This window comes from Rufibacter sp. LB8, assembly GCF_014876185.1.
Classification (GTDB): Bacteria; Bacteroidota; Bacteroidia; order Cytophagales; family Hymenobacteraceae; genus Nibribacter.
The window spans coordinates 1252104-1273578 of the sequence record NZ_JADALJ010000001.1 but is presented as its reverse complement, the minus strand read 5'-3'; the positions used below and the strand labels follow the sequence as shown (position 1 = coordinate 1273578).

The 21475-nt window shown below is 50.3% G+C and carries 13 protein-coding genes and 1 pseudogene; all 14 read right to left on the bottom strand.

Features of this window, described 5'->3' with window-relative positions:
* Position 1: 1 nt before the first annotated feature.
* On the bottom strand, positions 2-682 hold the full coding sequence (locus IMY23_RS05455; RefSeq protein ID WP_192821113.1) for a metal-dependent hydrolase: 681 nt from the start codon (positions 680-682) through the stop codon (positions 2-4).
* Between the two features lie 719 nt (positions 683-1401).
* Positions 1402-3243, bottom strand: coding sequence for a membrane protein insertase YidC (yidC, locus tag IMY23_RS05450; protein ID WP_192821112.1), 1842 nt, complete (start codon positions 3241-3243; stop codon positions 1402-1404).
* A gap of 16 nt (positions 3244-3259) precedes the next feature.
* A complete protein-coding gene (locus IMY23_RS05445; protein ID WP_192821111.1) occupies positions 3260-4882 on the bottom strand; it encodes a CTP synthase in 1623 nt (540 codons plus the stop codon).
* Positions 4883-5477: 595 nt separating this feature from the next.
* On the bottom strand, positions 5478-6473 hold the full coding sequence (locus tag IMY23_RS05440; RefSeq protein ID WP_192821110.1) for a type IX secretion system membrane protein PorP/SprF: 996 nt from the start codon (positions 6471-6473) through the stop codon (positions 5478-5480).
* Positions 6474-6476: 3 nt separating this feature from the next.
* Entirely contained in the window at positions 6477-10067 is a 3591-nt protein-coding gene (locus IMY23_RS05435; RefSeq protein WP_192821109.1) for a gliding motility-associated C-terminal domain-containing protein, read from the bottom strand.
* 489 nt (positions 10068-10556) lie between these two features.
* Positions 10557-11039: a GNAT family N-acetyltransferase gene (locus IMY23_RS05430; RefSeq protein WP_192821108.1), complete on the bottom strand. Its 483-nt coding sequence runs from the start codon at positions 11037-11039 to the stop codon at positions 10557-10559.
* A gap of 286 nt (positions 11040-11325) precedes the next feature.
* Entirely contained in the window at positions 11326-11808 is a 483-nt protein-coding gene (locus IMY23_RS05425) for a hypothetical protein (protein WP_192821107.1), read from the bottom strand.
* 17 nt (positions 11809-11825) lie between these two features.
* Entirely contained in the window at positions 11826-12248 is a 423-nt protein-coding gene (locus IMY23_RS05420; RefSeq protein ID WP_192821106.1) for an ester cyclase, read from the bottom strand.
* Positions 12249-12309: 61 nt separating this feature from the next.
* Positions 12310-12837: a Crp/Fnr family transcriptional regulator gene (locus IMY23_RS05415; protein WP_192821105.1), complete on the bottom strand. Its 528-nt coding sequence runs from the start codon at positions 12835-12837 to the stop codon at positions 12310-12312.
* Positions 12838-13017: 180 nt separating this feature from the next.
* On the bottom strand, positions 13018-15966 hold the full coding sequence (locus IMY23_RS05410) for an FAD-binding and (Fe-S)-binding domain-containing protein (RefSeq protein WP_192821104.1): 2949 nt from the start codon (positions 15964-15966) through the stop codon (positions 13018-13020).
* Positions 15967-16271: 305 nt separating this feature from the next.
* Positions 16272-16835: pseudogene (locus IMY23_RS05405) on the bottom strand (DUF4256 domain-containing protein).
* Between the two features lie 84 nt (positions 16836-16919).
* Positions 16920-17627 carry a hypothetical protein gene (locus tag IMY23_RS05400; protein ID WP_192821103.1) on the bottom strand — a complete coding sequence of 236 codons (708 nt, stop codon included), beginning with the start codon at positions 17625-17627 and terminating at the stop codon, positions 16920-16922.
* 97 nt (positions 17628-17724) lie between these two features.
* Positions 17725-18219 carry a DUF4348 domain-containing protein gene (locus IMY23_RS05395; protein WP_192821102.1) on the bottom strand — a complete coding sequence of 165 codons (495 nt, stop codon included), beginning with the start codon at positions 18217-18219 and terminating at the stop codon, positions 17725-17727.
* Between the two features lie 205 nt (positions 18220-18424).
* Positions 18425-21382: an outer membrane beta-barrel protein gene (locus tag IMY23_RS05390; protein ID WP_192821101.1), complete on the bottom strand. Its 2958-nt coding sequence runs from the start codon at positions 21380-21382 to the stop codon at positions 18425-18427.
* Positions 21383-21475: the final 93 nt, after the last annotated feature.

The window sequence follows — 21475 nt, the reverse complement described above, 5'->3', positions numbered from 1 at the left end:
TTTACAGTTCTATGGTTTGACCAATCTCCAGCAACAACAATTCTTTCTGGGCCCGTCTGGCTAGCTCCAGGGCCTCCACATGATCAATCTCAATGTATGGGAAGGTGTCATAGTGCATCCCCACAATTTTCTTGGTATTCACATAATTGGCGGCTACCAGGGAGTCTTCCACATCCATGGTGAAATTGTCGCCAATGGGTAGAAACGCGAAGTCCACTCTATAACGGTCGCCAATCAGTTTCATGTCATAGGTCAGGGCAGTGTCACCGGCGAAGTAAAAGGTCTTCTCAGCGCTTTCCACCACAAACCCGGCGGCCTGTCCGGCATAGGTGCCGTCTGGCAAGGCGCTGGAATGGATGGCGTTCACCATCTTCACGGTCCCGAAGGGCAGGTGCACTTTGCCACCAATGTTCATGGGGTGTACATTCTCAATGCCTTTGGCTTGGTACCAGGTCACAATCTCAAATGCCGCCACCAGGGTAGCACCGGTTTTCTTAAGCAGGTACTCGGCATCGGCCACATGGTCTGCGTGCCCGTGGCTCAGCAAAATATAATCGCACTGAATGCTGTCAAGGTCTATGTCAGCGGCCAGCGGGTTAGGCGAGATAAACGGATCAAACAGCACTTTGGTGCCGCCCAGATCACAGAGAAAGCAGGATTGGCCGTAATAGGTGATTTCCATAGGATTTCTTGCTCAGTTAAAGGTTTAGCCCACGTTGCGCACGAAAAGCTTGCACAAAGATAAAGCTTTTGAATACACTTTTAATCCTGAATTATCAACACTTTAGAGGTATTTATCCCCAGTCTTGGTAGACCTCGGCCCGCAGGCGCACTTGCCCAAAACCATGCCCTTGCCAGTGTAACTGCGGCGTGGTAAATCTATTTTCCAGGCTTGCCACGCAAAGATTTTTCCGTTTTCGGGCTCGTTTCCGGAAATGAGCCCGAAAACGGCTGGTCTTTCTTAAACGCTGAAACGTGGGGCAAAGTATGATTGGGAAGTTGGCGGAGATAGGAGCCCCGAGGAAGCAGCAGTACTTTACAGAACCACTTAACTTCCTTTCCCGACGGTGGTGAGATTTTCCGTTTTTGGTCTCATTTCTGAAAATGAGCCCGAAAACGGATATTTAGAATTGTAGCATCGCGGCCTTGCCGCTGCGTAGCGCACGTCATGTCAGTGACGCGGCGCTACAGATTCGTTTTCGGTCTCAGTTTTGGAAATGAAGCCAAAAAACAAATTCTCGACTTTTGCTTAAATGTATTTATTTAGTAAAGGTCTATAAACCTTTGTGAAACAATAATATATATAATGTTCTGGTTTTGGCTTCATTTTCAGAATGGAGGCCAAAAACAACGGCCCACCTGTTGGGGTGGGCCGTTGTGCTTTAATAGGAAATAGAACGCTTACTTGGAGCCTTTCTTCTTCTTGGCTTCCTGCTCGGCGGCAGCTTTCATGGCGTCCTGGATACGTTTCTGAAAACCACCCTTCGGCTCTTTGCCTTTGTTTTTCTCCTGGTAATCCTCCAGGTTCTTCCTGATTTTGCCTTCGTCTACAAACTTCCTGATCAAGGCCTGCTGCCCGAAGGTGACAATGTTCGACACAAAATAGTAGAAGCTCAAACCCGCCGGGAAGCTGTTCAGCACGAACATAAAAATCACCGGCATGAGGTACGAGTAGAACTTCATAGGGCCCTGAATGGTGCTCACCTGGTTGTTAGACCACGTGTACAGAATGGTGGAGGCGGTCATCAAGAGCGTAAACATACTCACGTGGTTGCCATAGAACGGAATGGTGAACGGCAGCTTCGCGAACACGTCATAGGTGCTCAGGTCATGCGCCCACAAAAACGGCTCCTGCCGCAACTCAATGGAGTTAGGGAAGAAGTTGAACATGGCAAACAAGATAGGAATCTGCAACAGCATGGGAATACAGCCGCTCATGGGGTTCACGCCCATCTTGCCGTACAAGGCCATGGTTTCGGCCTGCGTCTTCTGCATGTCGCCGTCGTGCTTTTCCTTGATGGCGTCAATCTCAGGCTTGAGCACCTTCATCTTGGCCATGGAAATGTATGACTTGTAGGTCAGCGGGCTCAAGATCAACTTGATGTACAACACCAGCAGAATGATGATGAGGCCGTAGTTGCCCATGTAATCTTCCAGGAAGTCAAAGGCCGGAATAATCAACCATTTGTTCACGTACGCAAAGATGCCCCAGCCCAATTCCAGGTTTTTGTCGAAGTTCTCGGTCACGCTTTTCAGCACGTCGTACTCGTTCGGCCCGAAGTAATAGGTGAAATGCGCCTTGCCGGTCAAGGCATCCTGCACCGGAATGGTCAGCTTGGAGCGCAAAGTCTTTACCTGAGACGTATCGGCTTCGTTGAACGAGCTGAACACCTCAGCAGAGGAGAAGCTGTTCTGCGCGATGATGGCGGCGGTGAAGAAGTTCTGCTTGTTGGCTACCCACTTCACCGGTTCCTCCGTCTTGTCGGTCTCCGCATCCGTAGAGCTAGCCGACAACTGCTCAAAGCTGCCCTCAGTGGTGTAATAGTTTACAGTAGACTGGTTGCGGTTCTGCTTGATGTCATGCTCCAAACGCTTCAGTTGGTCAGTCCAGTTCAGTTGAATGGGCTGCTGCGCCACCAATTGGTCCATGCCCCTGAAGTTCATGGAATACCCCACCACGTAGGCATCCTGCGCCAGCGTGTACACCTGCTCAATGGTTTGGCCGGGGGCCACCTGCGCCGTGAACGTGATAGACTGGGCCGGCAAATTGTTCACCGTGCTGTTGGTCACCGCCGAGGGCCGGAAATACAGGTCATTCAGCCTAATGGTCTTGCCAGACTTGGTCTGGAACGTGAACACCTGCTCGCTGCTCTGCGGGTCAAACAACACCAAGGGCTTTTTGTCCCAGGTTTTGTAGGTTTTCAAGAGCACTTCCTGCACCAGACCGCCTTTGCTGCCCAAGGTTACGCGCAATAAATTGTTTTCCAGCACTACGTTTTGCGCCTGACCGGTGGCCAGGGCACTGAATTCGCCTAGTTGAGATGCACGTTGCGCCTGCGCCACGGAGTCATTCAAAGGGGCGGTAGCCGTAGACGAAGTGTCTGCGGCGGCGGCGCCCACGGTGGCGGTTTTAATAGCGGCCGGCGTGGCGGTTTGCTGCTCCGGGCCTTTCATGAAGAAGATGCTGTAAACGAGCATCAACACGGCAATCAGGCCAAGGCCAATTGCTTGGTTCCTATCCATAAGTTATTGTAAGAGGTTATTGGTTTTTGATTTTACTGTAGGTGACGGCGGCCTTGATGAAGCGCACAAAAAGCGGGTGCGGGGCCAACACGGTGCTTTTCAATTCTGGGTGGTATTGCGCGCCCACAAACCATGGGTGGTTCTGGAGTTCGATCACCTCCACCAACCCGGTGTCTGGGTTAATGCCCGTGGCCTGCATGCCGGCTTCCTCAAAGGCTTGCAGGTACTGGTTGTTAAATTCATATCTATGGCGGTGGCGCTCCGTGATGTGGCCTTTGCCGTAGGCCTGATACGCCTTGGAGCCTTTTTTCAGGTCACAGCCGTACGCGCCCAAACGCATGGTGCCGCCTTTCTGGGTAATCTGCTTTTGCGCCTCCATCATGTCAATGACCGGGTGGTTGGTTTCGGGGTTCATTTCCGTAGAGGCGGCATCTGCCAGGCCCAGCACATTGCGCGCAAACTCCACCGCGGCGGTCTGCATGCCCAAACAAATCCCGAAGAACGGAATCTTGCCCTCCCGCACGTACCTGATGGCCTCCAACTTGCCTTCAAAGCCGCGCTCGCCAAAGCCCGGGGCTACCAACACACCGTCAATGCCCTGCAAATGGTGGTGCACGTTTTCCGCGGAAATGAATTCTGACTGAATGAACTTGAGGTGCACCTTGCATTCATTGAACGCCCCGGCATGGATAAAGGACTCAATAATGGATTTATAGGCGTCTGGCAGTTCCACGTATTTCCCTACCAGGGCAATGGTCACGTCTTCTGTCGGGTTTTTGAGTCGGCCCAGGAACTCCTTCCAGGTGTCCAGGTTGATTTCCTGACGGCTGACGAGCTTGAGTTTTTTCATGACGCGTTCGTCCAGCTTCTCTTTTTTCATGAGCAGCGGCACGTCATAGATGGTCTCGGCATCCAGCGATTCAATCACCGAGTTGGTGGCCACGTTGCAGAACAAGGCAATCTTTTTGCGCATCTCTGCCGGAATGGGGTACTCTGAGCGGCACACCAAAATGTCTGGTTGCACACCGGCTTCAGACAGGGCTTTCACCGAGTGCTGCGTAGGCTTGGTTTTCAGTTCGCCGGCGGCTTTTAAATAGGGGAGAAGCGTGAGATGAATCACCACGCTGTCATTGTCGTTCAGGTCCCAGCGCAACTGCCGCACGGCCTCAATGAAGGGCAATGACTCAATATCGCCTACGCAACCGCCAATCTCCGTGATTACCACGTCAAATTCGCCAGACTGGCCCAGCAGGAGCATGCGGCGTTTGATTTCATCTGTGATGTGGGGAACTACCTGCACGGTTTTGCCCAAATAGGCGCCCTGACGCTCTTGGGTGATCACGTTGTGGTAGATGCGCCCGGTGGTCACGTTGTTGGCCTGCGAGGTGGGTACGTTCAGGAAGCGTTCATAGTGGCCCAGGTCCAGATCGGTTTCTGCGCCGTCATCGGTGACATAGCATTCGCCGTGCTCATAGGGGTTGAGCGTGCCGGGGTCAATGTTAATGTAGGGGTCAAATTTCTGGATAGTGACCGAGAAGCCCCTAGATTGCAGAAGTTTAGCCAAAGAAGCCGAAATGATGCCTTTTCCCAGGGAAGAAGTCACGCCTCCGGTCACAAAAATATATTTAGCAGAAGCCATAAGTAGTGTTTGTCTTATGGACTGCAAAGTTAGGGTAAATAATTAGAACGGCTGTAAAATGTTTGGTTATGGCAGCGGCACTAATTCCGGGCCAGGACTAATTTCCGTTTTCGGGCTCATTTCCGGAAATGAGCCCGAAAACGGAAATCCAACGGAGAACAGTTTTAAGAATTGCTAACAAATTTAAGCGATGTTAAATTTGCTGACCTCATTTTTTAAAACGGAATGTAGCGTGAATGCAGGTTCCCTAAAGAGTTGTTCCATTTCTCTGCGATATTGGGGAACGCGAAACACTAATTTGAAACTTCGTTTAGAAAAACCGTTTTTGGCTCCATTTCCAGAAATGAGCCCGAAAACGGAAGTTTAAGTAGTGAGACAGAAATATGTATACATTTTTGTCATCTTGGAAAGATCTCGGTGGCAAGTTAAAAATCCTTTGAATCTCTGTTAAATCAGCTTGCCACCGAGATCCTTTCAGGATGACAATGTAAAAAGAGGTTAAGTTAATTTTGTCCAGGCACTTAGAATCAAAAAGAAAAGAAAAGCCCTTTCTCCAGGTTTGGAAAAAGGGCTTTCGCTTTATTGTGATAACTTCTTATTGCAACCACCTAGGGCAGATTACCTTGCTCTTGTTGAAGAGTTTCAAGCCCAGCACAATTTCATGCGAACCGGAGTTGGCTACGTTCAGGTTGGAGGTGTTGTAATCATATGAGTAGCTGGCATCTAGCAGATAGCTGATGTTGGCGCCCGCCATAATGGCAAAAGCGTCCTGGCTTCGGTAGGAGGCTCCTACCCAGATACGCTCAGCATAAACGGCGCGCAGGTTGTAGTCTACCGTGACAGGGCTGGGTTCGGCCAGTTTTACCATGATGGATGGAATAAGCGTGACTTGCGAGATGGCCTTCACCTTGTAACCGAAAATCCCGATGAAATGCTTTTGGAAGACACCCTCGGTCACGGTGCCTTCATTGGAGCTGATATCGGTACGCAGGAGTTGCGCGCCAGACAAGCCCACAAAGAAATCAGGTGAATAAATCCAGGTGCCTAGGCCCACGTCCAGGAAATTTCGGTTGATGAATTCGCTGCCAAGCGCAGGGTCTGCGGGATTGTCAAACGTGGCCTCGCTGGCCCTGAAACTGTTGCGCAACAAGCCGCCATACGCCCCCACGGAAACCGTTACTGAGTTGGTGATGGGCAAATGGTACGCATAAGACACGTTCACGTTGGTTCTGCGCAACGGTCCTGCCTGGTCAACAACGGCCATCACCCCCACGCCATGGTGGGCATACGCCGGAATAAAGCGGCTGGTGTTCACTTTGCGCAACCCTCGGCCAGAATTACTTCTAACGGTGGCGGGCTGTTTGTTCAAAGGGGTGTGGGCACTTATATGAAACGTCTTGGGTGCGCCCTGCAATCCTACCCACTGCTGGCGGGTCCCAATCCTGACATCGGTGTAGTCCTCAATGCCGGTCAGCCCTGGGTTCAGGAGGTAACTGTTCATCATGAACTGGGTGAACTGGGGCCGTTGCTGCCCCCAGGCCGGTGCGGTCAAAAGCAGCAGCACCAGAAACGTGCCTATATTTTTCATCATTGATTATCTAATTATGGTTACGCTGCCTTTGTAAAGGTTTTTATTGCCGTCTAGCCTAATGATGTAGTAATAGGTGTCAATAGGAAGCGGTTTGCCGTTGTGCGTGCCATCCCAGGGTTTGGCATAGCCCTTGGAGTTGAAGACCTGGCTGCCCCAGCGGTTGAAAATCTCCACGGTGGCATTAGGGAAGCTCTCAATATTTTTTATCACCCACACATCATTGATGCCATCATTGTTAGGGCTGAAGGTGTTCACAATGGCCACCCGAGGGAGCACGGTCACCACCACTTCGTCTGTGTCCACGCACCCGTTGGCGTCTGTCACCGTGACCGTATAGGTAGTGGTGGCTGTTGGCCTGGCTACCGGGTCTGACACATTAGGATTGCTCAAACTGTCAGCCGGCGACCATAAATACGTCACCCCGCCGCGCGCCCGAAGCGTCACCGCATCACCCACCATAATGGTCACATCACTGCCGGCATCTGCGGTGGCGGTGTTCAACGTCACCGAGACTGGCGTGCGGGAAGTGCTGGTACATTCAGTGGCGCTGATGGTTTCTACATAAAAAGTAGTGTTCTGCGTCAAGGCCTGGGTTACAAAAACACTTCCTATAAACAAGGGATTGCCACCCGTAGGGGTTGAGTACCAGGCATAGTTCCCTCCAGGGCCAATGGCTCTTAGCGTGGCCGGGAAACCTTGGCAAGACTGCACGTTAGAAGAAGCGACAATGGGGGCAGCCGGCGCCGGCTCTGCCGTAATAGCTACCACGTTAGAAGGCGGAATAGGACAATTGGCACTGGTAGACACCAACCTTCTGCGGTACCAGGTGTTCTGCATAACTCTTACCGGAGAATATGAGGCCGAGTTGGTGTTTGGGATAGGCGCAAATACACCGTTAGGGCCAGAGGTACTGCTTTCCCACTGGTACGTCCAGCTACCCGTAGGCACAGACCCGGTGATTACGGCATCTGTGCCTTGGCAAATGGTGCTTTCCACGGCAGAGATGGTGTTGTTGACATTAGTGGTGATGACGGTGACCACCACGGTATTGCTAATATCTACTTCACAATTACTGCCTGGGTCAACCACTCTTCTAAAATAAGTAGTCTGGGTTAGCGCAGCAGGAGAGTAGTTCAGTTCATTGCTTGTTCCAGGGGCAAGGGCGAAATCTGACGGATTGCCCGTCAAGCTTCTTTCCCACCGATACCGGTTGGTGCTGGTGCCGCCCGTTGGGGTAGAACCTAACAACCGAGCCGGCGTGGCGCCCGCGCAAATGGTCTGGGTACCGTCAATGGTGTTGTTGTCAATAGCCCTAATCACCTCCACCACCACCGCGGAAGAAACACTGCTACAGGCACCAGCTGTTATCCGCCTCCTGAACCAGGTAGTTTGCGTAATTCGTCCTGGGGCATAAGTTGGTAATCCGTTGGTACCAGCCGCCGTGGCAAAGTCGTTGGCATTTGGTCCTGTGGTGCTGCTTTCCCATACAATGGTAGCCGTGGTAGCCGAGCTGGTAATGACAGGTGCCTCATTCCCTTGGCAGATGGTGGCCGGAGAACCGCCCGTTAACGTGATGGTGTTGTTGTCCAGTGGAGGGCCCACCGTCACCATTACGGCCACGGTTGTGTCATTGGGGCAAGAATTACCTGATAAGGCTACTCTCCTGAACCAGGTAGTGGCGGTGAGCGGTCCGGTGGCGTAATTCCGTTGGTTGTTGCCGGTAGGGTTGTTGCTTGGCGCCGTTGTAAAACCTTGCGTACCGCTGGTTCTGCTACTTAACCAAAGAAAGCCAACTTCCCCTGACGGGTCAGACCCTGCAATGGTGCCGGGCACCGCTTGGTTGGCGCAGATTTCCCGCTGGTTTGGCGCCAGGGAAATAGTGTTGTCTGTAATGCGTTGGGTAACGTTGACCGTGAAAGGCGTGCGTGTAGGACTCTCACAACCCTGTGCCGAAAGGGTGGCTACGTAGAAGGTGGTAGTGTTATTGAGCGGGCCGGTGTTGTAGGTGGCCGCAGTGTCCAGGGCAGTGCCTCCGGCTACTACCGTGTAGAAAGTAAACGACGAACCAGGACCGGCAGGGCGTATGGTGGTGCTGTCCCCGCTACAGATAGAAGTACTGGTGGCCCCAAAGTTCGGCGCGTTTGGTGTGGGGTTAACCGTTATTTTTGCCTCAACCACTGGGCCAACCGCATCAGAAAAGCCGCACTCATTCTTTACTCTAGCCGTTACCGTGTAATCACCCGGATTTGGGAATAAAATTCTAGGGTATTTGTCACGCAGGGTAGTACCGCCCACCGCTACAGCTCCCAAGCCAGCGGGAGTGATGGTCCATTCATATGAAGCTTCATCAATGGTGCCCAGATTAGCATCATAAGTGACTACCTCGTCGTTAAAATTAAAGGTGATGGGCCCGCAGGCGGTGGTATCAGCATTGATCTTGATCTCCGGGAAACCAACCAGCAGGCTTTGCGTGGTGGTGTCTGACCCGCACATATTAGACACAATCATTTCAAGAGTATATCGCCCAGAAACATTGAATCGGTAAATTGGGGCTTTTGAGGTGTCTGTGGTGCTTTCTAAATAATCATAAATGCCAGCGGTTGCATTCTGTCCCTGGCTGTTTTTGACATTCCATTTATAGACCAGGTTCTCACCGGTGGTACTGTCTGAATCAGTAGTCACCTTAACAGGAATACAGTCTCTGGGTGGCACAGGTGGATCAATCCGTTCTTTATTTAAAGAAAAATGGGCCTTCGGCTTTTTGCTGATGTAAAAATTGCGGGTATAGACAGAATCACACCCATTGGTGCCAAGAGCCCTGATTTTGATGGGGAACGTTCCGGTGGTGTCATAGGGAATGATATTCCGGATAGGTTCAGTGGCGTTGAATTGGGCAGATGTGAACGTTCTTTCCCCAAAACCATCCCCAAAATCAATGACATAAGACAATGCCCCATTGACCAAAGTAGTATTTCTAAGAGCAGCCTGTACACTAATGGAGTCTTGCTCCTCAGGAATACAGACAAAGAAATTGCTGCTGTCTGTGGGTGGGGAGAAGGCGGGCTTGGCCTGTACGGTCACTACTTTACTGGCTTCTGGTGACGTACAACCGGTGAGAATAGACTGCCGGTACACTTTAACCGTAAAGTCCAGAGTAGCCAAACCTACTGCTTTGTAGGCATGCGTGATGGAACTGCCTTGTGTGGTAAACCCATCGCCAAAATCCCAGATATAGGTATATTCTGCCGGTTGCGGATTAGTGACAGTAAAGACAATAGGAGTTCCTGCACACTGGATGGAATTTGGGTTGAAGGTGAAATCAATGGCCGGAAGGGCAGGGTTGACAACTACTTGCACAGAAGTGGAAGTGGCGGTAGCACAGGTGGGCCCAGACACCTGAACGGTATAGGCGCCAGAAGTGGTAGCTTGAAAGGTGTTGCTGGTAGGATCAGGAACAGGAATTTCTACATTATCTCTGTACCATTTGTAGGTAAACCCGGTGCCGGAGCTGGCGGTAAGCAAAACGGAGCCCGGCTGACAGACGGGAGCCGGATTGGCCGGAGTGATCACTGCCGGGCATTGGGCCATTGCCATTGCCGCACTGCAGAGAAAAAGCACTATTATTAGTAAATAGCTTTTGATCGTATGCATTCTGAGGAGATGTAAAAATAAGTTATGCTTTGTGGGTTTGTCTGTTGCAACAAGTGTAAAAAAACTCCTGCACGCTTGTACTGGTACATAACCAATGATGCCCTAGCCTTATTGTATCTTAAGGTGTGGGCAAGCCCTTGTTTTCTCGTGCCAAAACCAGAATAAAAGAAATAGGTTTCGGCGGGCAGTAGTGGTCAAAGGCCCGTTAAGTGGCATGATCCACTTTCTGGCCAGAGTGACACTACCTCCTTAATTTATGCAAGAGATTGGTTCCTGTGAAGATAAGCAAAAAAACAAAGCCTGCTTCTTCTGCCAAAATAAAAACCGATGGGAAACGGAGAGCGCTCAAAAGTTTTTTTAAGTGACACTGTGTTGGCAACAGGGAAAGACTAGAAAGTATTTGATTAGTTGTACCGGGGCGATTAAAGAAAGTTATAGGTCCACGAGCATCCAGATAGTACAGGCAAAATGACCCGAGTTGCCCCTGGGTTCATCTAGAAATTTGAAACCCGCTTTTTCATACATGCCCACCGCTTGGCCTAATTCTGGGAAAGACTCCAAATACAACTGGCGGTAGCCCATTATTTTGGCCATTTGCAGGCTCTCGGTTACCAATTGGCTGCCCAACCCTTTGCCACGGGCTTCTGGGCGAAGGTAGAATTTCACCAGCTCTGCGCAGCCCGCGGGCAGGCCCGGCGTGGGATAAATGCCGCAACCCCCTAAAAGTTTGCCATTCTCTTCCGCCACTAGGTAGGCGCTGTGGGGCGTCTGAAAAAGCTCAAACAGGGCGCATGTGGTAGGGTCTGTGTACACCGTGCCGGGCTTGTCAATCTTAAATTCCCGAAACACGGTTTTGATTACCTCTGCCAGCGGTGCGTTGTCTTGTGGGGCAATAGGTCTTATACGTACCTGCATGTGGGGCAATAGGTCTTATACGTACCTGCATGGTGGTGGAATTAGTTGATGCCATACCAAACCACACTTCCGTTTTGGGGCTCATTTTCAGAAATGAGCCCCAAAACGGAAGTGTGGTTTAGCTACAAAACTAACAAAGTAGCGGTAAGAGACAGCATAAAATAGATGCGTTTCCGGGTCAGCTTTAGCAGGAAGGTTTAAGTGCTATTAGAGTCTAAAAAAAGCGGGCATTACAGCTAAAACGGCCTTTGGTGAGATTTGAATCTACAAGACCACTGCAGCTCAGCTAAGGTAGGGTTGGCTTGTTTTGTAGCAAAAAGCCAGCTAAAAGGGTTAGCAGCCCTACAATCATAATCCAACCTCGCACGGCAATATAAAAAAGCCACTCAACCCGCAGGCTTTCCCAATCTACCTGTTGGTTGTCGGGGTTAAAAGTAGCCATCAACTGGTTAAGCGGCACGCTGATTTTCAAGGCGAACCCCATGTCTGTCAAAAGGCAAACACAGCTGATGGCGGTAGTTATGAAAACCAGTGATCCGTAATTTTTACTTGCCAAGGCCAAAACCACCAAAACCAACAGAAGAGCCAGAAAGTAAATTACCTTTAACCTGCTGCCAATAATCAGGTCCACAGCCTTGCGTTGTTCTATAAAAGCCTCAATAGAAATAATGGTAAAGGCTTCTTTCACTGCAAACAGGTAAAAAATACCCTGGGCAGAAAGCACTATAAATAATAGCAACAGGGCAACCCGGAGAAGGTAAAGTGTCATACTGGTTTCCATTTTAATTAAAGCGTGCAACCGTGGGAAACGTCGCGCAGCTGATTTTCAAGGGAATTACCGTCCAGCAAAGCCCAATGCGCCAAAATCTTATTCTCCTTTACTTGAAAGTGCCGGAAACCGGAAATTTGAATTTTTGCTCCGGTGGGCTCTATGTTTCGCCAGGTGCCAATGTGTTGGAGGTGCATGTACAGTTTCAGCATGACATGGTTTTCTTCAGAGACCATGTTTTCAATAACAGTGGTGTGGTCAAAGGCGGTGCTGGTACTTTGTATCCAGGTTATGAGGCCTTGCTTGTCAGGGGGAAGGGCAGGAATTAGGGAGTGGTCCTGAAAATCCGGGTGCAGGAAACTGTCCAGCAGCTGGAAATGAGACTTGTTCCAAATCTTTTCTATAAATTCTGTGACCAGGTGTTTGTGGCGGCTGTCCATGTTGTTTAGTTAAGGAACAGCAAATATCAGCGGTGGGCAAGGCAAACCTATGTGATAAAAATCACAAAATGAGGGGAGCAGCAGGTTTTCTGATTCGGCTCAGCGTTTCTCTGGCCACTCCTAGATAAGAAGCCAGGTGCGTGAGGCTGACCCGTTGCAAGATCTCTGGGTGTTCGGTTTCCAACAAGTGGTATCTTTCTTTGGGCGAGGATAGCTTGAACAAATTAGCGTGCTCTTCCTGCTCAATCAACAAATGCTCTGCCAGCATGCGGCCGCAAGATTCAACTTCCGGAGATTCAGCATACAAGGCCAATAGTTTTTCTTGGGCAAACTCGTAAATAGAAGAATCTTCCCCAGCTTTAATAGTGATATCAGAGGGAACCTGCAGCCTTAGGCTCTTCAGGTTGGTGAGAAAGCTGTTGCCAAACGTGAAGTTGGTATTTATCTCAGCCCCGTCTTTGGTGATATAACTTCTTAAATATCCAGATTCCAGGTAAAAAATGGACGTGCAGCGCTGGCCTTCCTGCAAAAGGATGTCATGTTTGCTTATTTTTCTGTGGACCGCTAACGCGAATAATTTTTTAGCCACCTCTTCAGAAAACTGATGATTGGTGAATTTGGAATTGCAGTAAGCGGGAATGAAAGGCTGCATTTGATCTGGTTTTTTTATTTGCAGAAAATTGGTTTAAACCAACAAAGGTATCTTCCTAAAACCAAGCTTGGTTTCCGTTTTGGGGCTCATTTCCGGAAATGAGCCCGAAAACGGAACTTACTTTAACGCGTCATACAACACCTCAATGGGGTGCTGGGCCGTTCTGCCGGTGCCGTCATGAATCTGGTGCCGGCAGCTGGTGCCGGGGGCGGCAATAATCACTTCCTCCTTGGCAGCCCTTACCGCCGGGAACAACACCAACTCGCCCACCGCCATAGACACGTCATAATGTTCGGCTTCGTAGCCAAAAGAACCCGCCATGCCGCAACACCCCGAAGGAATGACTTCTACCTTGTAATTCCTGGGCAGGGTGAGCATCTGCTGGGTGTACAGCACGCTGCTGAGCGCTTTCTGGTGGCAATGGCCGTGCAGTTTAATTAGGCGTTCCTCGTCTTTGAAAAGGCTGGGGTCCAGGTTCTTGCTCAGGATTTCGCGGGCGATGAACTCGTCAAAAGACAAACAATGGATGGACAGCGATTTGGCGGCTTCCACCTGGTCTTTGTCCACCAAATCAAGGTATTCATCTCTGAACGAAAGAATGCAGGACGGTTCAATGCCAATGAGCGGCGTGTCTGCGCTTATGAGTGGGTGAAGTTTGGCCACGTTCTGCTGGGCCAGTTTTTTGGCTTCGCGCAACAGGCCTTTGGAGAGGTAGGTACGGCCACTTTCCTCGTGATCCGGAATCTCTACCTGGTAGCCCAGTTTTTCCAGCAACAGCACGGCTTTCTGGCCAACGGGCGTGTCATTGTAATTGGTGAATTCGTCGCAGAAGAGGTAAACTTTCTTTTTAGGCGTAACAGGTTGATTTGCCTTTTCTTTTTCTTTTTGATGTTTCCTGAACCAGCTTTTGAGCGTGGTGTCATGCAATAAAGGCAAGCTCCGTTTGGTCGCAAACCCGACGGTTTTCTTGAACAGGTTGGCCGTGAAGGTATTTTTGAACAGCAGGTTGTACGCACCCGGCAGGAGCGATGCCAGTTTATTGGCGTTGGTGAAATTGGCGATGAGCCGCGTTCTAAACGGAATGCCGTTGGCGTCATAGTAATGCTGCTGGAACTCGGCTTTGAGCTTGGCCACGTCTACGTTGGAGGGGCACTCAGACTTGCAGCCTTTGCAGCTCAGGCACAAATCCATGGCTTCCTTGATTTCCTGGTGGTCAAAACGGTTGGCCTTGGGCGAGCGCGTCAGAAACTCCCTGATGGCGTTGGCGCGGGCGCGGGTGGTGTCGCGCTCATGGCGGGTGACCATGTAGCTGGGGCACATGGTGCCGCCGGTGAGGTGCGTTTTGCGGCAGTCGCCGGAACCGTTGCAGAGCTCGGCGGCCCGCAGCACGCCGCCGGCCTGGTTAAATTTGAAGACCGTGTTAAAGTCAGGGGTTTCCTGGCCAGGGTCATAGCGCAACATGGTGTTCATGCTGGGCGTGTTCACAATCTTGCCCGGGTTGAAGATGTTATTGGGGTCCCAGACGCGTTTCACTTCCTCCAACAGCCGGTAATTCTCCTCACCAATCATGAACGGAATGAACTCGCCGCGCAGACGCCCATCGCCGTGCTCACCACTCAAAGAGCCGCGGTATTTCTTGACCAGGGTGGCAATCTCGGTGGCGATGTCCCGGAAAAGTTGGTTGCCTTCCTCGGTTTTGAGGTTGATGATAGGCCGGAGGTGCAGTTCGCCGCTGCCGGCGTGGGCATAATGCACGCAATAGAGGTTGTACTGCTCCAGCGTGAGGTTGAATTCCCTGATGAACTCGGGCAAATCAGCTACATCTACGGCCGTGTCTTCAATAACCGCCACGGGCTTGGCATCGCCGGGAATATTGGAGAGCAAACCAAGGCCCGCCTTGCGAAGATTCCAGACTTTCTTGGTGTCGGGGCCTAGCACCAGCGGGAAGTGATAGCCCAGGTTGTTTTGCTGTAAATCTTGGATTAGTTTCTGGGCGCGTTCCTGAATAGCGGTCTGGGAATGGTCATTGAGTTCCACCACCAGAATGGCTCCGGGGTCGCCCTGCACGAAGAAGCGGTTCTGGCTCTGCTCCAGGTTGGTTTTGGTGCACTCCAGCACGTAATGGTCCATGAGTTCGCTGGAGCTGGGGTTGTGCCGTAGGGCTACCAAATTCGCGCGGAGCGATTCATCTACGGTCTCACAATGCACGCAGAGCAGGCCAATCTCACTGGGCGGAAGCGGGTCTACGTGCAGTTTTATCTCGGTCATGAACGCCAGCGTGCCCTCTGAGCCGGCAATGAGTTTACAGAAGTTGAACGGCTCTTTGCCTTGGGTGAAGGGTTGGGTCTCCAGCAACAAATCTATAGCGTAGCCGGTGTTGCGGCGCTGAATGCTGGGCTTGGGGAACTCGGCCCGGATGTTTTCCTGCGTCTGTTCATGGCTCAGCATGGCCTTGGTGGCCTGGTAAATGCGCGTCTCCAGGTCACCGGAGGTGTTTTCGCCACGGCATTTCGCCTCAAATTCCTCCAGGGTCAAGGCCTTGAATTCTACTTCAGAGCCATCGCTTAAAAGGGCTTTCACGCTTAGCAAATGTTCGCGGGCGCTGCCGTACACAATGGAGTTGGAGCCGCAGGAGTTGTTGCCCACCATGCCGCCAATCATGGCGCGGTTGGCGGTGGAGGTCTCGGGACCGAAGTACAGGCCGTGCGGCCGAAGGAACATGTTCAGTTCATCTCTGATCACGCCCGGCTCTACGCGTACCCAATTTTCCTGCGGATTCACTTCCAGGATCTGGGTGAAGGTGCGGCTCACATCTACCACAATGCCGCTGCCCACCACCTGACCGGCCAACGAAGTGCCCGCCGTGCGCGGAATCAGGGACGTGCCCTGGGTGCGGGCGAAGTGAATCAGTTTTTTGAGGTCAGCACTATTTTTGGGGAAGGCCACGGCCAGCGGTTTCTCACGGTACGCCGAGGCGTCTGTGGCAAACAGCGTGCGCATGGTGTTGTCTGTGTGGAAATCGCCTTCAAACTGGCTGGCAAAGCGGGAGAGAATTTCTGGGTTCATGGTCTACACACGGCGCAGGCACTCTTTAAAAGTGCTCCTAATCGGCCGTTTTGGGCAAATGGAAAGAGGACGGAAGCCGGCAAGATTTTCACCTTAGGCCGTGCTTCTATCTTGAACCCGAATGTAAGTGCTCTGCCGGGAAAGTCAAAGCAGAACCGTTAAAGATTTTGAACATGCCAAGAAAGGGCAGTAACGGTTATAAGAATTTGAAAAAGTGCGCGTGGAAATTGTGAATTTGGGAGCGGAAAGAAAAACAAATTCCGTTTTGGGGCTCATTTCTGGAAATGAGCCCCAAAACGGAAAACTCAGACTTTTACACAGCCCCTAAACCCCCGGGCCGCATAATATGACTGCACGCCATTGTGGTACACAAACACCTGCCCGTACCGGTAATCGCCAAAAATGGCCCCGCCCAGTTTTCTGATAGGTTCCGGCGTTAAGAGCTAGCTGGACGTTTTCTGGTCAAATTTGCCCACCTGCTGCAAGGCCCGGTATTGTTCTTCAGTGAGCACAGAAATGCCCATGGCTTCAGCTGTTCCCAGGGCGTTGCCGGCGGGTTTGGCTTCTTTGCGGGCGTCCAGCGCTGCGCGGTCATAGCACAGACTTCTTCGGCCGGCGGGGCTTTCTGGGGAACAGTCCATAAACTGGAATTCCCCCGTAGCTTCTTCAATGGCCACCACGTCTGGCTCACCGCCCGTTCTTTCCATTTCATGCAGTGACCACAACTTCTCTGGGTTGGCTTCCAATTTGGCTTGCACGGTTGACCAGTTTAGGTTTTGATGGCGTTGCGGGTTTTGCTCAAAGCGGGCTTGCAGGGTTCTGAGCAGTTCCTGCCGGATAGTGGGGGAGAGTTGTTGGTTTGTAGCCATGTATGAGGAAGTTTTTATGGTGTAAAGGTTTTGCGCATGAAGTGTGATAGGCCTTCGTTGACAGATGCTGTGGTTAGCTGTTTGTTATTTTATTATTGAAGCTGGATCTGCCAAGTTTATATTTCTTTTCACTTTATCTTCTCTAAAGGAATAGTATACAAATTCATTAGTTGATTTAGAATCAAACCCGAAACTATCATCGTCAATCCATTTGCATTTTGCTGCAATCCTATACAAGTCGTCCCACCAAAACCAGTTCTTCTTCTCTAACAAGACTACTTCACTTGTTGCCCCGCCTGCGGTTATTTGTACTTTCAAGGTGGATATGTCCTCTGTCTTTGCCAAAATTGCGACTCCTGTGCTTTTCCTGTTTTTTGCTTTCTTTTCCTTTTGTCGCTTTTCAAAAACAAAATCAGAACCAAGAACAATGTGGTAAGCAGACTCGAAGATTGATTTATCCCAGCCTAACTTTTCAGCTGCTTCTATCACAGCAGTATGAATTAATTCAAGAAGGTAACGGTACTGTTCTTTTTTGCTGAGCTGGAGGTACTTACCTTCATTCATTGTGGAAGAGAGGGTGCAGATAGCACCAAAATAAGTAGGCTCTTGTAAAAACCTTTTTTCCTTTATCTGGATGCAAATTCTGCCTGTTTTAGGCGGCTTGTATCCTGCTAAAGAGTTGTGATAGTAATCCGAGATAAAATTTACCGCTTTTTTGAATTCCCCAACAAAAGTAGTGCCTTTGATTTTGTTGCCATCGTAGTAAACGGTAATGTCAGTTAAAGGCCACATTGATTCGTGATTATAATGTCAGATAACGGTTAGTATAAAAAACGTGCTAGGCCGTCGGCCGTAGCATGATTTTTATACAATGTTACCTGTTGTTTTTTTATGTTGAAGCATCTTCCCAAGTTTCTAACATCCATTTCCCATTTTTCTTTTTAAAGTAGAAGTCTGCCATAATTCCATTCTCAATTCCTCTTAATCCGATTGTCGCTTTGTCTCCTTTTACTTCTATTATTTGTTCATATTCAATGGATTTTATACTGTCGTAGGTAAAGTCCAGCTTGAGAAATTCTTGCTTTGGAATGATTTCTTCGGACATTTCGTAGTCCTTGCTAGAATCTGCAAATTTTACCTTTATTGGAAAGTCGATTCTACTTACTTGGAATATGGAATCTTCATTAAAGTATTTTAGAAACGTTTCAAACTTATCATCAACATTACTTGGGATTTCACTAATCGGTTTTTGTGCCTCTACAGTTAAAGAGTCGAGGTTTGATGAATTTGAAATTGGTTGAGGCTCTTTTTTATTTGTCTTTAATTTCGTGTCGCTACAACCGATGAATAAAATTGGAAGGATTAGAAGATAAAGCTTTTTCATATTTTAAATTACAGGTAACTAGTGTATAAACGAACCCACCTGCACTTATCAGCCTTATATCTACAGGGCCTCACTTTAATTTACTGGACAAGCTACTAAATTTCAACATACCAAAAACCACCCATAAAAAAAGTCTCCGTTTTGGGGCTCATTTTCAGAAATGAGCCCCAAAACGGAGACTAAAGATAACAAGTAGTAGTACTTCTTAGAACTGGTTCATGCCACCACCACTGTTTCCGCCGCCGCGTTGGCCGGGTCCGCCAGCAGGAGAAGGGGCCGCACCGCCACCACCAAAGGCCCGCAGGTTGTAGTTGAAACTCACCATGAAATAGCGCTGCAGCACAGTGGTCTGCACGTCTTCAATGTACGCGTTGGTGATGTTACGTTGGATGCTGGTGTTTTCGCCCAAGAGGTCAAAGCCAGACAACCTGATTTCGGCCTGACGGTCTTTCATGAACTTGTAGCCAATGCTGCCATTCCAAAGCAAGAACGTAGGGTCAATGCCCGCTGATAAACCGCCGTTGTATTGGTGGTTTAGGTCAGAGGTGATGGTCAAGCCTTTCCAGAGCACCCAGTTCACTCTAAACAAGCTGCTCTGGTTAAAGTAGTTGTTGTTCTGGGCCGTGAGGTAGTCATACTCCACTTTGTTGTAGTTGGAGTTGGTAGAGATCAGGAAGTCCAGGTTCTCACTAATGTTGCTGCTCAAGACCAGACCGCCGCCTAAATTGGTGACTTTGTTGTCATTTGAAATTTCTCTGAAACCCGTAGTGTGGTCCCCGTACAAAGACGGGCTGTTGGTATAGGTGGCGTTCAGGTTCACGTTAATGTTAGACTTAATGAACGTGATGGGCAAACCGTAATTCAGGAAAGAACGCAGGCTGTACTGACCTTCCAGGTTTACTGGTCTGGTCAACTGCGTGCCCTGGTTCAGCAAAACGCCGGTAGAAGTCACAATAGAATTGTTGGCGTTGGGGTTGTTTCTGTCTACGGGCGTGGTGTTCCTGATGGTGCTGTTGCCAATGAAATCCTGGGCGGCAGAACCACCAAACACCAAGAAGAAGTTAGAAGACTTGCCTGGGTTGGCAGAAGAATACCTGATGTTGAAGTTGTGGTTGAAACTCTGGCCTAAATTGGCGTTGCCCTGGCTCAACAAGGTTGGGCTGGAATAGTCAACGGCGCTTTGCAACTGGGTCACAGACGGCGTCTGGGAACGGCCGTTGTAGAAAATACGCACGTTGCGGTCTTGGTTGAAGTTGTAACGCAACATGGCAAACGGCAACACATTGTGGTAGGTGCGCGTGGTGTCAATGGGTTTAGGGTACACCTGGTCTGTGGAAAGCTGCAGGTACTGGTACCGCGCGCTCAGCATGAACTGGAAGTCTTTGGTGTTGTAGCGCCAGCCACCGCCAAATTCCTGGGTTTTGGTCACGTTGTCAACGGTGCTGGTCTGGTTCACCACCAGGCTGTCATACAAATTGGTTCTTGGCCTGAACTGGAACGTCTGGCGGTCGCCTTCAGATTTGCTGTAATTGGTGGCGTAGGTTAACTGCAGCTGCGTGTTCTGGGTCAAAGGCTCGGTGTAGTTCACGTTGGCACCTGCGGTAATGCCTTTGTTGTCCAGGGTAGAGGAGAGGTACACTAAGGAATCATCGCCTTCGTTCTGCAAGTCACGCAAATAGGAGATGTCTGAGCGGCTGTCACCGTCATTCTGGTTGTAACCGTTAGACACATCCAAACTGATGGTGCGGCCGCGCTTCGCGAAGCTGTGGCGGTACAAGATGCTGTTGTTGATATTCATCCCGAACAACTCTGACTGAAAATTATTGTCAAAGTTGTTGATGAGCAAGCGGTTGTTCTGCAGGTCATTGATAGACGAGAACCGCGAATTGGTAAGGCTCATGCCATCGTTTTTCTGAAAGCTCAACCGTGGCCGGATGATAATGGAGTTGGCGCTGTCTATGTTGTAGGTAATTCTGAGGTTAGCGCGGTGGTTCTGGTTTTTGGCATCTGACAAGCTGTTCTCGTTCACATTGTAAGCGCCTTGGCTGTTTAAACCAAACTGACGGAAGGCATTGGAGTTAAAGTCATTGTCTGTGAAGTTGAAGAAATAGCTGCCTTGCACATCTACTTTCTTGCCCCATTTGTCCAAGTAGTTCAAACCAATGGCGTTGGTAGTGGCAATACCGTTGCTGGTGTTCACCAGAAAGTCGCCGGTGTTGTTACCGCCGCCAAAGCCGCCTCCACCGGGTCCGCCGCCGCCCCGGGGACCACCGCCCCCGCCGCCACGTCCGCCTCTGGCCGAAGCGCTGGCCACGCCTACCAGGTCTTCAGAGGAGAAGTTCTGCTCGTTCACGTTGTTGCTCAAACCCACAATAGAAATGCGGCGGTCGCCCTGAAACTGGTTCAGGTTTCCGCTCACTCTAAAGCGGTTGTCGGTACCTACGCCGGCGCTGAAACGCCCAAAGCGGCCGGTTCTGAATTCTGGTTTGGTGATGATGTTGATGGTTTTCTGCTCGTTGCCGTCACTGAAACCTGTGAACTGAGATTGGTCACTGGCCCGGTCAAACACCTGTATTTTGGCAATCACCTCGGCGGGTAAATTCTTTAAAACAGCGCTCGGGTCTTCCCCGAAGAATTCTTTACCGTCTACCAATACCCGTTGCACGCGCTCGCCCTGGGCCTGCACCTGACCGTTCTGCACCGTAATGCCGGGCATTTTCTGGATTAGGTTCTCAGCGTTGGCGTCACGGTTCACTTTGTAGGCGGCGGCGTTCATCTCGGCGGTATCTGCCTTCTGAATCACGGTGGCCGCGCGACCTACTACTTCCACTTCTTTCAGGCGCGTACTGGTAGTGGCCATGGTTAGCGTGCCCAACTGAAGAGGTGCGCCCGTGGCCGTTACTGCCCTGAACAAATCATTGAAACCCAGATAGGTAGCCCGCACAATGTAGCGCCCGTTGGGAATGCCCGCGAACTCAAAACGACCATCCACGTCAGTGGCGGCGCCTCTGAACACGCTGGAGTCGGCCTTCAACAGTGCCACGGTGGCGCCTATCAACGGCGACCCGCCGCCCACCACTTGCCCTTTGATGGAAGTGCCCTGGCTAAACCCTAAAAATGGAATGATTAAAAAGAGAAGGAAGAGTAGAAGTTTTTGTCTCATTACTGAATTGGTTTGCTCTTTGACCAATGAATTGGCAAAAGGTTTAATCTTTTCGCATCTTTTTCCATTTTCGGGCTCATTTACAGAAATGAG